Annotated in this window: 12 protein-coding genes; 4 read left to right on the top strand and 8 right to left on the bottom strand. The window is 55.0% G+C overall.

The window, feature by feature from the left end; translation table 11 throughout:
• Nucleotides 1-6 precede the first annotated feature (6 nt).
• Nucleotides 7-1,020, bottom strand: coding sequence for a hypothetical protein (locus G6R38_RS12715; protein WP_166825570.1), 1,014 nt, complete (start codon nt 1,018-1,020; stop codon nt 7-9).
• Between the two features lie 491 nt (nt 1,021-1,511).
• Between G6R38_RS12715 and G6R38_RS12710 the strand changes: the two genes are divergently transcribed.
• On the top strand, nt 1,512-2,465 hold the full coding sequence (locus G6R38_RS12710) for a diguanylate cyclase domain-containing protein (RefSeq protein WP_166825567.1): 954 nt from the start codon (nt 1,512-1,514) through the stop codon (nt 2,463-2,465).
• Nucleotides 2,466-2,475: 10 nt separating this feature from the next.
• On the opposite strand, the gene aroE is transcribed toward G6R38_RS12710, so the two are convergent.
• The 4 genes from aroE to G6R38_RS12690 all read right to left on the bottom strand — a co-directional run bounded on the left by aroE (nt 2,476) and on the right by G6R38_RS12690 (nt 5,345).
• On the bottom strand, nt 2,476-3,336 hold the full coding sequence (gene aroE / locus G6R38_RS12705) for a shikimate dehydrogenase (protein WP_166825564.1): 861 nt from the start codon (nt 3,334-3,336) through the stop codon (nt 2,476-2,478).
• A 45-nt stretch (nt 3,337-3,381) separates the two neighbouring features.
• Nucleotides 3,382-4,287, bottom strand: coding sequence for a phosphatidate cytidylyltransferase (locus G6R38_RS12700; protein WP_166825561.1), 906 nt, complete (start codon nt 4,285-4,287; stop codon nt 3,382-3,384).
• A 10-nt stretch (nt 4,288-4,297) separates the two neighbouring features.
• Nucleotides 4,298-5,059, bottom strand: coding sequence for an isoprenyl transferase (locus G6R38_RS12695; protein WP_166825558.1), 762 nt, complete (start codon nt 5,057-5,059; stop codon nt 4,298-4,300).
• Nucleotides 5,060-5,120: 61 nt separating this feature from the next.
• On the bottom strand, nt 5,121-5,345 hold the full coding sequence (locus tag G6R38_RS12690) for a carbon storage regulator (RefSeq protein WP_166825555.1): 225 nt from the start codon (nt 5,343-5,345) through the stop codon (nt 5,121-5,123).
• Nucleotides 5,346-5,553: 208 nt separating this feature from the next.
• On the opposite strand from G6R38_RS12690, the gene G6R38_RS12685 reads away from it, so the two are divergent.
• Nucleotides 5,554-6,555: a D-2-hydroxyacid dehydrogenase gene (locus tag G6R38_RS12685; protein ID WP_166825552.1), complete on the top strand. Its 1,002-nt coding sequence runs from the start codon at nt 5,554-5,556 to the stop codon at nt 6,553-6,555.
• Nucleotides 6,556-6,583: 28 nt separating this feature from the next.
• On the opposite strand, the gene larB is transcribed toward G6R38_RS12685, so the two are convergent.
• Entirely contained in the window at nt 6,584-7,357 is a 774-nt protein-coding gene (gene larB, locus G6R38_RS12680) for a nickel pincer cofactor biosynthesis protein LarB (RefSeq protein WP_240928183.1), read from the bottom strand.
• Between the two features lie 361 nt (nt 7,358-7,718).
• Between larB and G6R38_RS12675 the strand changes: the two genes are divergently transcribed.
• Nucleotides 7,719-8,636, top strand: a complete 918-nt coding sequence (locus G6R38_RS12675; protein ID WP_166825549.1) for a GntR family transcriptional regulator — start codon at nt 7,719-7,721, stop codon at nt 8,634-8,636.
• Here the strand turns inward: G6R38_RS12675 and G6R38_RS12670 are convergent, their stop codons facing one another.
• Nucleotides 8,637-9,395 carry an alpha/beta fold hydrolase gene (locus G6R38_RS12670; RefSeq protein WP_166825545.1) on the bottom strand — a complete coding sequence of 253 codons (759 nt, stop codon included), beginning with the start codon at nt 9,393-9,395 and terminating at the stop codon, nt 8,637-8,639.
• 119 nt (nt 9,396-9,514) lie between these two features.
• Between G6R38_RS12670 and G6R38_RS12665 the strand changes: the two genes are divergently transcribed.
• Nucleotides 9,515-10,489 (top strand): C-terminal binding protein, encoded by a 975-nt coding sequence (locus tag G6R38_RS12665; RefSeq protein ID WP_166825542.1) that lies wholly within the window; start codon nt 9,515-9,517, stop codon nt 10,487-10,489.
• A 42-nt stretch (nt 10,490-10,531) separates the two neighbouring features.
• On the opposite strand, the gene G6R38_RS12660 is transcribed toward G6R38_RS12665, so the two are convergent.
• The gene (locus tag G6R38_RS12660) at nt 10,532-12,565 is read right to left on the bottom strand and encodes a Gfo/Idh/MocA family oxidoreductase (RefSeq protein ID WP_166825538.1); all 2,034 of its coding nucleotides are present in this window, start codon (nt 12,563-12,565) and stop codon (nt 10,532-10,534) included.
• Nucleotides 12,566-12,588 lie beyond the last annotated feature (23 nt).

The following is a 12,588-nucleotide window of genomic DNA, read 5'->3' as shown; positions in this document are numbered from 1 at the left end:
GAACCGTTACGGCTCGCTGGGAAGCCGAAGGAAGTGAAATGTCGCATGTGGTAGACGAATCTCTGACGACTCGATGAGTTGCCGATCCATGGCTCCGACGAGATCGGCTCGACTCAGCGTAAGCAGGTTTTCGCGATTTGCTTCCACGAGTCGTTCTTTGAACTCCGCCAACGACCACTCGGAACCGTCTGACTGCTTCCGAAACGCATCCCAAACGTGCTGGATGAAAACTTTGGATTCGCCGTAGCGGGGTTGGTCGACGCTTTGGGCTGCGTGCTGTACTTGAAGGGAAAATTGGTTCAGATCGAATTGAGATTCAGCTGGTGTTTCGGCTTCAACGCCGTTCAACTTCCGAACCCAGTTTTGCAGCACTGCGAGTCGCAACGATTCCGGAGATTCATCGACCGCCCGTACCAGCAACATGGGCAGTACCCGCTCGGGTTTGCCAGGCAGGCCTTTCATCAGACGCGTCGACAACACCTGCTCTCGTGCAAATACCGCGTCGAAATCGGGGACCGTATTTGTTGATTCTGCAAGCTCTTGACGGGCTAACTCGTCGAGACATTCGGACATGCGAACGAACGGGCTGATCGGGAGTTGATACCCCTGTACCATGATCGCAACCCGCAGACCATCTGCGGTTCCGAGCCGCTTGCGTTCCTCGTCATCTGCCGGCGGTAGCCCCAGTGCTTTTGCGATGAGCAAGCGATTACGCAATCCCGTCCACCGTTCACTCGTGGGGATAGAAGGAAGGTCGAAAGATTCGCACAGCGATTCCTGCCCAAGTTTCGTGACCTGGTTGGAAGCAAACGAGATTAATCGTTCATGTTTCATCGTCGCGAGAACGGCGTCCAGGGTGGCATTCCAGTCATCTTCACAGAGATTCAGGGAATCAATAAAAAGCGGACCGAGCGAATCCGCGAGCTGGTCTGGAGTCACGGGCTTCCCGACAGCAAATAGACGCAACAGGACACAGCACTCAAGTCCCTTGGGGATCGTTCGTTGCGAAGATTCTATCATGGAGTAGGCCATCGGTCCCGAGTACGCGAATTCGACGAGTACGTTAGCGATTCCAAGGTGAATTCGGCAACTGCTGTCTCGGAATAAGCTAACGACCGGAACGTACGATACCGGTCACAACGCAAGACAAAATAACAGGTACTCTCGTATTGCCGATCGCCTCGAACGCCCAAGGCAGCCTAAAGCTTCACCCCGAGGTCGGCCGATTCTGTTTCATGTTGCTTTCGTCATAATCGTTCATTTCCACCATGGCTAGGGCATTCGGGCTTTGAAAACCGCAAACGTAACCTGCTTTGTGCGTTCCAGATCCCAAACTTGGCACGGACGGGGCCCGTTCTCCCACTAAGCCGGTTCACAGTTCGCCCACGTTGGTTCTCTCTCGGCAAGATGCAGCACGAGCATTCTTTGCGACCAATGCGTGGCACGGACGACCGTGACCCGATCTGGCCGCGTGTCTCACCGAAGGTTCCTCCGCGCCCCTGGATCGACCCATGACGACAAACGAAACATCAACATTGCGAAAACTTGACAACGTCAACGATGGTTCGCACGTTCCACAGGGACAGGCTTGTCTGGTCCAGATTTATCCTCTGGAGTTGAATGCCGGTCTGCTGAAGATTTCCGAGAACCCATTCATCATTGGCCGTGGCCGTCAATGTGGCCTGACGCTCGAAGGTGATTCGGTTTCACGGAAACACTGTGCGATTCACTTCCGGGATGATGCCTACTTCATTCGCGACCTGCAAAGCACGAATGGAACTTTCGTCAACGACCAAGCCAACGACGAAGTTCGCTTGAGAGCCGGCGACCGCATTCGCATCGGCAATCAGATTTTCAAGTTTCTCTCCGCCGATCACATCGAAGCCGAATACCACGAGACCACCTATGCGATGATGACTCGCGATGGGCTCACCGGGGCGTTCACACGGCGGTATTTCGAAGAAGCTCTGCGACGGGACTTGGCCCGGTCCAAACGCTCTGGTCAACCGCTGTCGTTGATGATGTTCGACGTCGATCAGTTCAAGACCATCAACGACCAATTCGGCCATTTGGCAGCCGACCGCGCGTTGATTGACCTCACCCGCCGTATTCTGACGATTCTCTCCACCGACCACATCATGGCGAGGTTCGGTGGCGATGAGTTCATCGTCCTGCTCAGCGATACTAACTACCGCGAGGCCCAGGAAATTGCGGAAATCTGCCGAGCCGTAGCGGAATTGGATACCTTTGGCGGTGTCTGCCGAGAGTTTTCGGTCACGATCAGCGTGGGCGTTGCAGCCGCGTTTTTATCGGAGGACGGAAATCTAGTCCTCGACTCACCGCATCCATCGCTCGACAATGCCCCAATGTTCAATCAGTCCGACGTGAGTTTCGAAACGTTGCTCGCCTGTGTCGACGCCTGGATGTACGAAGCAAAAAGCGACGGTCGCAACCGAGTTCGCTGAGTCAAACCGGTCAATCTTCTCCAAAGACGTCTTCCAAAGCTTTCCGCATGACGGATGGATCGGGATCCACGCCCGTCCACAAGCGGAAACCGATCACGCCTTGGTTGACCAGCATTCCCAACCCGTCCAAAGTTGTGCAGCCCCGTTCGGCGGCCTCGCTGAGGAACCGAGTTTTCGGTGGGTTGGGGATGACATCGGCGACCACCATATTGCTTTTCAGCGTGTCCGCCTGCACCGCGACTCGTTCCTCGACATTCGGGAACAATCCGATTGACGTGGAGTTGATAACCACATCGGTCCCGTCAGGAATTGCGAATTCGCCGGTCCATGGAACAAACTCCGCTTGGGCTTCCGTTCGTTCGTTGACGAGGTTGGTCAACTGTTGGCCACGCTCCGGGGACCGATTGACGATTGTGAAATGCGTGGCCCCGGCAAGTGCTGTTTCGACTGCGATCGCCCGGGCCGCACCGCCGGCTCCAAATAGCACGATCCGCTTTCCTTTGGGATCGGTCACTTCCGAAAGAGATTCGACAAAGCCTTTGCCGTCCGTATTCTCACCGGTCAAACGGTCGTCGTGCCAAACCATGCAGTTCACGGCGCCAATTCGATCCGCAGCATCGCTGAGCCCGTCGAGATGGTCAATCACGGCGACCTTGTGCGGAATCGTGAGGTTCCCGCCACGAAACCCCATCGCCCGCAACCCTCGCACTGCATCCCCAAGGTTAGCTGGAGGCACTTCGATTGTGAGATACCTCCAAGCCAAATCGTGATGCGCAAAAGCGGCCTCGATCATGGCTTGTGTCGGATTTTCGGCCACTGGTTGACCGAAGACGCAAACAAGTTCTTGCTGAAATGAACGCGGGGTCGACATAGCTTCGCTCGAATTTTCGATGGAATCAATAAGAAAGTGGTGGCGTTAGTTGGTGGAGGTCATCCAGGTTGCCAGCGGCAGAAGTCGCCACAGAAGATAAGCAACGGGACCAGCATACAGCACGCTATCGATGAGATCGAGGATCCCCCCGAAACCGGGTAACAGCGTTGAGGAGTCCTTCTTGTTGCAGTCCCGTTTGAGTAGGGACTCACACAGGTCGCCGATGAGGCCAATGAGCCCCAGAATGACGCCGTATAGCACACACCAATACCAAACTGGCGGTTGCCATTCAGGGTTGAACAACGGAGTCGCCCACGTGAGCCACGCCCATGCACCGAGACCGGAACCAACAAACGCTCCGACAGCTCCCATGCGAGTCTTTCCCGGACTCAACCGAGGGATCAGCTTCCGTTTGCCGAAGAATCGCCCGAGGAAATACGCTCCGATATCCCCACATTTCGTGGCGATCAACAACGATCCCAGGACCAGATACCCAGCTTCCGGCTCGGCCACCCAACGCAACTGGGCCGTCACCGCCAGAAGCATGCCGATGTAAATCGTCGCCAGGAGTTCGGCGCCAAGTGTGTCGATGCTATGGCCCGGTTCATGGAAAATTGCCGCCGACCGCAAGAACAACGCCAGCATGGCCAGCGAGACTGTGACGGCGATCACTTCCAACGGGCGTAAATCGCTCAGCCCCGGAACGTCAAAGAGATGCCCTGCCCAACCGGACGCAATCACACCCGCGGTGCAGCACGCCGTCATGACAAAAGACGGTCGGCTCGCTCGCACATCGAGAAGAGCACATAGCTCCCAAACCGCGCGAACACCAACCGCCAAGCAGAACGCAAGCAAGTACGGAGCTGTAGCTCCCGTGCGATGGTCGAGCAGAAACAAGCCGACCAAAGCCGGTACCAGGACAACTGAAATTCCGACCCGCCAACCCAACATAATATTCGCTTTAGCCTTTCAAACCGCCGAACCGACGATCGCGGGCGGCGAACGACTGCAAGGCTTCGATCAAATCCGGCAATCGAAATTCCGGCCAATATTTTTGCGTGACAAACAACTCCGCGTAACTAATTTGCCACAGCAAGAAGTTGCTGACACGCATTTCACCCGCCGTCCGAATCACCAAATCCGGATCGGTCATGCCGGCCGTATCAAGATGCTCGGAGATGCACTGTTCGTCGATGGTTTCGGGCGTCATCTCACCTGTACGGACCTGCTCGGCAATCCGGCGGACAGCGTCAGCGATCTCACCCCGCGATCCGTAATTGATCGCCAGGCACAAACGCATTCCTGTATTGTCACGAGCGACTTCCAGAGTTCGATCAATCTCCCGAAGAGCTCCTTCACTAAGTCCATCCCGACGACCAATCACCGCAAACTGCAATTCCTGCCGCATGATCTCGCTCCGTTCTTCGACGAGATACTGCTCCAAGAGTTGCATGAGCAAGTCCAACTCTTCTTGTGGCCGTTTCCAGTTTTCACTACTGAGACAATACAGCGTGACCTGTTCGATGCCAATCCGAGCGCATTCTTCGACAATCGTGCGGACACTCTGCACGCCACGCCGATGGCCTTCGATTCGAGGAAGACCACGGGAAATTGCCCATCGACCATTGCCATCCATGATCACCGCAATGTGTCGTGGCAGACGTTGCGAATCCAGGCCCAATTCCTGAAGTTTGTCGGGAGTATATTCCGTTTCGCGGGTCACGAGGCGTCTTCCTCTCCATCGACCGCGTAGACGGACTGAAGGGTAATTTTGGTATGTTCGGTCATTTCATTGAATAGCCTACGGGTTCCGCTTCAACCGTCATTGGATCGACCAATGAACCGGCTTGTTCAGCGGAAAGTCCGATTGTCTCCTCGCGATAGGAACCGGGAACGTCCGGAGAGTGAATGGCGACACGCACCGATGTTTCCAGGATTTCCAAGATTGTTACGTGTATTTTACCGTCAATCACAACGCCCTGGGATTCCGAACGAGTGAATATCTTCATCAACACGCCTCATTCGCGTATGTCATTGTTCAAAGGCGGCTTGAACAATCAAGCCGGTTGAAGTTGCGCGTATTCTGATAACGTGGTTCCTTCGACACAAGCCGTCACCCCGATGTTTTTCCAACCTTGAAGAAACCGACGCAACGCGTTGAAATAGCCTTGACACTCAACTTCCGATTGACCTGACTTTTGTGGGACGAATATCACGATGAAACTGGTGATTTGGCCAGCCGTCGACGCGGATCGACTGATGCACATCCAGCAAGCCGCGGGAAACTGCGAGGTCGTGAATGCGTCCTCAGAAGAAGAAGCGGAAGCCGCCATCACCAATGCCGATGGATTCTTCGGCAAGCTCACACCACAGCTGCTGAGTCATGCGAAGCAGTTGCGATGGGTGCAGTCTCCGACCGCCAGTTTGGAACACTACGTGTTTCCGGAGTTGACCCGTCACCCGTGTCAACTCACGAACATGCGAGGATTGTTCAGCGACGTCATTGCGGATCATGTTTTGGGATACGTGCTATGTTTCGTCCGCAACATGCACACGTACATTCGCAATCAAAACGAGGGACGTTGGCAACCCGTCGGCGGTGAAGAAACTCGAGCCAGTTTTGCAACCGGTCCCGGTCATGTCACCGCGATCGACCGAGAACACTTTTGTCTCGGTGATTGCACCATGGGGATCATCGGTGTTGGGGCGATCGGTGCGGAGATCGCCCGACGTGCCAATGCATTCGGAACACGGATTCTCGGAGTCGATCCCATCCGGACCTCAGTTGACGGGGTGCTACCCGAGATTTTGCCGACAGATCGGTTGGACGAACTTCTCGCAGAAAGCGATTTTGTCGTCATCGCCGCCCCACACACACCGGAGACAGTGAAACTCTTCCGGAAACCGCAATTCGAAAAGATGAAATCGTCGGCGTACCTCATCAACATTGGACGAGGCGTCATTGTCGACCTGGACGATCTGACCACCGCGTTGCAAACCGGCGTGATCAAGGGAGCGGCTCTTGATGTTTGCGAAGTCGAACCGTTGCCGAGCGACCACCCATTATGGGGGATGCCGAATGTGATCATCACGCCCCACATCGCGGCAGCTTCCGTCCACGTCGCGAAACGGCATCTGGAAACGCTCTTGGAGAATGTTCGTCGCTTTGTCGCGAACGAACCGCTCTTAAATGTGGTCAATAAAGAATTGTGGTTCTGAGGGTTTGCGACCGACTATCGCGAGACGTTCAGGAAGAGGTTGGTGTTTGCCCTCGTGCAATCAATCCGGCAACGTAACCGGCTTTGAATCCGGCATCGATGTTGACGACCGTCACATTCGCCGCACAACTGTTGAGCATTCCCAGCAACGCCGCATATCCACCGGCACCAGCTCCATAACCGACGCTTGTTGGAACGGCGACAACGGGACAATCCATATGCCCTCCGACCACGGACGGCAACGCACCTTCCATCCCTGCCGCCACGATAACAGCATCGGCGGTCCGAAGCTGTGGTAGCACGCCGAGCAATCGTTGCGGACCAGCAACACCGACATCGACCAGTAACTCCGTCTCAACGCCCATCCATCGCAAAGTTTCCAACGCCTCTTCGGCAACCGGGCGGTCGGTCGTTCCCGCCGTAATGACCGGCACGCGCCCCATCAAATCGACTTGCGTCTCCCCGACAGATCGAATGGTGCGTGCCGTGCTGTTGTAGACAATGTCGGGAAACTTCTCGTGAACGGCGGCGGCTTGTTCCGTAGTCACTCGCGTACCTAACACTGGTTGATCGTGTTCTCGCAGCACCCGCGTAATTTCGAGAACGGCTTCGACGGTTTTCCCCTCGCAGTAGATAACTTCCGGAAAACCGCAGCGACGACTTCGATCCAAATCGACGCATGCACTCTCTGTCTTTTCCGTCGTCGGCAGCATCGCCGGATTGAGACGAGAAACCAATTCGCTCGCGTTTAACCCACCGACGCGAAAGGACTCCAACAACTCCAGCAAAATCGGATCAGTCACTGTAGAAACCTGTTGAGAACAGTGTGGTGCAAGTTACGTCGTTCCCATGCAGTTTACGAACTTTTGCTCGGAATACCAAAACGCACCAAGGAGAATCCCAGTCACCTGACAAAGTCAAACTGAGGCAAAAACCGAAGTGATCATGCAGCCACAAAATAAACATGTATACTACTTAGGCGTTGAGAAAGGCCGTCCGGGCTGCTATTAACACAAGAGATGCAGTTGCGGCTAATTCACATTGTGCTCAAAAACAAACAATCAGACCGCGTCGACACCTTCATGTGAATTGTACGGTTGCGGTCGATGGGATTTCTTCCGACAATCGGGCGAACCCGAAGCGAAACCGGCGAGCAGAATAACAATGACGATAGCGACCTACATCCGACAAGACCTAGAAGCTCGAATTCGAGCGGGGCGGGACGTGCCCGAGAAGTTCACCTTGGCTGCAATTGCGGACCAATACGAAGTGAGCCTCACGCCCGTCCGCGAGGCCGTGGATGAGCTGCTCGACCAGGGACTTCTGATCAAAGGAACCAACCGCAGATTAATCGTTAATCCACAGCAAGTGGGGAAAAGTGATGGGCGTGTATTGTCAGACCGTCCCGATGCTCCCACCAATTGGGACGACGTGCTGATGCAGCATGTGCTGCTCCAAAGTTTGCAGGGCCAACCGATTTTCCTCCGGGAGGAAGCGTTCGCAAATCAATTTGGCATTGGACGAACATTACTGCGACGCATTTTCAGCCGCCTATCCGGAGCTGGAGTTTTAGAGCACGTTCCTAGACGGGGTTGGCGGATTCGGCCGTTTCAAGAGGAAGAATTGGCGTCCTACATCGAAGTGCGAGAACTTCTAGAGCTGAAGGCGTTCGACTTGGCTTGCTCGAAGTTCGAGGAAGCCGATTTAAAGCGGATGTTGGAAGGAAATCAGCCAGACGAGGACGGTGTCGCTCGTCGTCTCGACAACCACTTCCACCACTACATCATCAAGAAGTCAGGCAACCGATACATTCGAGACTTCTTCGCCCACTATGGCGGATACTTCCGGGCGTTGTTCGATTTCGCGGCGTTGGGTGGTGATGTGATTGCGGAAATGGCCGCTCAACACCGGGAGATTTTGGAAGCCGCCCTCGCCAAACGTTGGTCGACGGCACGAGCAGCGTTGGCGAACCATATTCGCGCTCAAGAGTCCGCCGTACGACGGATTCTCAAGCTGTTGCAGGAGAACCCCGAACAACTGAACCTCTTGGCTGAAGTCAAAATCCCCTCACCGCCCGAGTAGTCAATCCGGCGTGGCTGTTGCAGACGTGTCCTGGGGCTGAGAAATTTTGTCCCAGACGCTGCGGTCGGCGAGAATGGATCGAACGCAGACGTCAGGATGTAACAGTGCCGCATGGCCGACCGGTTTTTCGATGAGCTCCACATTCGGAAGACGGTCTGCGATGAGTTGACCGCAACACGGCGGCACCACGCGGTCGTTCGGCGAGACCACGATGACAGTCGGGACCGAAATGTGCGGCAACCGTTCCCGAAGATCGATCTTGGCAAGCATTCGAATCCGACGTCCCATGGCACGTAATGGAACATCGCCCGTCTGCTCCCACGTTTGATCGCGAATGTCTTTCGGCAATTTGGGGTCAAAGAAAAACCAAGAGCGGACACGCCGAGTTTCCGCTCGGGCCGGTTGATTCGGCAGAAGATGACTCGCCATCGCGAGCGGCTTAATCAGCCAACGTCGCGAGAAGTAAGCAAACGTATTGGAGAGAACCATGCGCTCCACCAAATCAGGATGACGTTCCACAAGTGTGAACGCGACGGCACCACCGAAGGACTCCGCCACGACAATCGCGGGAAGTCCGTTATTTTCGTTCTTTATTCGCTTGGCCGCTTCGTCGGCAAGTTCTTCGTAAGTATGGGGCCGATCTTGCGGATAACTTTCACACGCCACACGATACTCATCGTGAAGACCTGTTTGCCGAAACAGCAAGCGACCGGTTCCATCCAAACCTGGCAAGAAGATCAAGAACGGTTTTGAGCTCATATTCTCCGCTTCTCCATCTCACACCGATTTCGCCTGTAAAACCACACCGGACCTATTGCAACAAAACCGTCAGCAGCGAACAATGAGATTGAGCAAAATTCGTCGATATCTCATTGAGGATGTTCAAAGTGGCCAAATTTCATGTCATTCTGACCGATCGCGCATGGCCCGACGCCGACGTCGAGCGGAAAATCCTTGGGGAGATCGACGCCGAACTGATCGAAACCGATGGCCCCCAGGATGCACTCAAGGAAGCTGCCAATGCCGATGCAATCGGAACCTGCTGGGCACCGATCGGTAAAGATATTGTCGATGCCACTCAGAAGTGTCGCGTGATCAGCCGATTCGGGATCGGTTTGGATAACATCGATGTGGCAACCGCGACGGCACGCAACATTCTTGTGACCAATGTGCCCGATTATTGTGTGGATGAGGTGAGTGATCACGCATTAGCGATGTTGCTCACATGCGTTCGGAAAATCGCGTTCTACGATCAACGAATCCACAACGGTGAATACCGATTGCAAGCCGGACCGCCGTTACGTCGACTACGCGGTCAAACATTGGGACTTGTCGGTTTCGGCAACACTGCTCGGGCGTTGCGAGAGAAGGCGTTGGCATTGGGGCTGCACGTGATCGCCTTCACTCCATCGGGAAATGATCACGGTAGCGGATGTGAGATGGTCGCGTTGGAAGACCTGCTTCAGCGTAGCGACTATGTCTCGCTACACGCTCCTTATAAGTCGGAAACCGAACATCTGATGAACGCCGACACGTTCGCTCAGATGAAGTCGTCAGCGTATTTGATCAATACGTCACGTGGAGGCTTGGTCGATCAGGATGCGTTGGCGACAGCACTCGAAGACGAGAAATTGGCGGGGGCGGCGCTCGATGTCTTCACACCAGAGCCTCCCGATTTACAGCATCCGATTTTTCACGATGAACGCGTCATCGCCACACCGCATGCGGCATTTTTGTCGGAGGAGAGTCTTCAAGAACTCCGCACGCGGGCCGCTCGGCAAATTGTTGCCGTGTTGAGCGGCGAGCGTCCGGAGAACATCATCAACCCGGAAGTCTGGACCGACAAGAACTAACTAACGTCGGATCTTGCCGGCCGGTCTGTACTCACATCGGATTTAATCTTCAAGCAATTCTTCCAGTTTGGCGTCGGCTTCTTTCTCAGCGAGTTTCATGACACTGCTGATACTGACAGCCACACCGCCTTGGCGTTTGCTTTCGTCGGCAGCTTCCATGAACGCGTAGATTGCCAACGTTTCTTTCGGAGTCACAGACGGTTCGCCCGTTCGGAAGAATCGCAGGATGTCTTCCAGCAGCGGCTGATAACCTTTATACGGCCCGAGTTCCGCGGTGCCGTTTTCGCCGATCGCGGTTCCGCCGTAACCTTTCTTGCCAATTCGGTAGCCTTCGAACACACCTTCACGACCATCGGACCACTTGCCTTCGACTACGTCTCGTTTTCGGTTACTCTCGACCCGACGGACGGATTCGACTTCCGGCCCCATCACCGTGAACAACAGTTCGACGCCGTGAATTCCATACCAGAACAGATCGGGATGCGTAGGCTCAAGCGAGCAGGGACTGTATGCGGTGGCTTCTTTGACCTTCCCAATCTTGCCCGCCAACACCTCTTGAGCCCCACCGGAATACCGAAGCGACGACGACGAAAACACGGGCACATCGTAGTGCTCCGCAGCTTTGTAAATCGCAATTGCATCGGCCAACGAACCGGCCACAGGTTTGTCGACGAAAACAGGAATGCCGGCTTTCAGCACCGGGAGGACTTGCTCCAGGTGCGGACGGCCATCGTTGGTTTCGAGGAAAATCACGTCGACCTTTGGAAGCAACGCTTCAATCGAATCGACAATCTCGACTCCCTGCTCCTTCACCGTGCGAGTATACATTGGAACCCGCGAAGTCGAAGATTCAATATCGGGGCTCCCTTTTGGGTATGCAGCCACGACGCGTATGCCCGTGAACGGTGCTTCCTTGTCTTCAGCATTCAGCATTTTGGTGAAAGCAAGCACGTGTGACGTGTCGAGCCCGATGATTCCGGCTTTCAGATTATCACGTCCAGCCAATTTCCAAGGTTTGTCTGCAGCGGCAGCTAACACGGTTTCGTCAATCTCCGGTAGCACGGGGTCCAGGTCCCAGAATGCAATCGTTTGGTCATAACTGCCAGTGACAAGGGTCTTGCCATCCGACGACAAATCACAGCTCGTAATTTTTCCTTTGTGGGCTTCGATTCGCGCCAATTCTTCACCGTCTTCACGGTTCCAAACCATCACCAAATCTCCGCCTTTGGCTCGTCCACCGGCCACACTGACCACAGTTTCCGAGCGGTCAGCAAACACAACCGCATTCACCGGGCGGCCATGTCCCGCGAAAAATCCCAACGCTTTACCGGTCGCGGTGTTGTAGACGTTGCACTTTTCGTCGGCCCCTGTGGAGATCAACCACCGGCCATCCGGCGAGTAAGTCACACTGGTGGCGTATTTTTCATGTGGTGGAAGATTGACTTCCACCTCGGCTCCATCCTCCATATTCCAAACCCGAACCGGGCCAGGTTGCGTGACACGGGTTTCATCACCGGAGGCGGTTGCCAGACGTCTGCCATCGGGAGAAAGGGCCACTCCCATCACCGGGTGATCGAATCCTTCAATGGTGCGGACCGCTTTCCGCGATTCGACGTCCCAAACGCGGACGGTCCCGTCTTCCGCTCCGCTGACCAATTCGGTTCCATCGCTTGAGAAGGTCAACGACATCACATAACCGGCGTGACCGTTGAGCGTGTCGACTCGTTTGCGTTGGGCGACATCCCAGAGTTCAATTCCACGGAAAGCACCGACCGCGAGTGTTTTGCCATCCGGCGAGAACGCCAAAGACTGAGCCTGTCCGGAAACCTCAAGTTTGGCAACCGGAGCTTTGGTCTCGCTGTCGACTAATTTGACTTCATCGTAACTTCCAGCCGCGACAAGTTTGCCGTCGGGTGAGAATTGCACGCTTGTGACCCAATCGGGAAATCCCGAAACCCGTCCTGCGGGCTTTGCCTGGGCTTTCGCGTCTTTTTCCTGGGCTTGGCACGGAGTTTCGAGATAAAGAAGGGCCGCGACACATGCTAGCGGCCAACACAAGGTCTTCTGAATGGACATCAATTGTTTCCCGTCGAGTTCAG

This window comes from Thalassoroseus pseudoceratinae, assembly GCF_011634775.1.
Classification (GTDB): Bacteria; Planctomycetota; Planctomycetia; order Planctomycetales; family Planctomycetaceae; genus Thalassoroseus; species Thalassoroseus pseudoceratinae.
The sequence above is the reverse complement of the archived record's forward strand: the minus strand, read 5'-3'. Positions and strand labels throughout refer to the sequence as shown.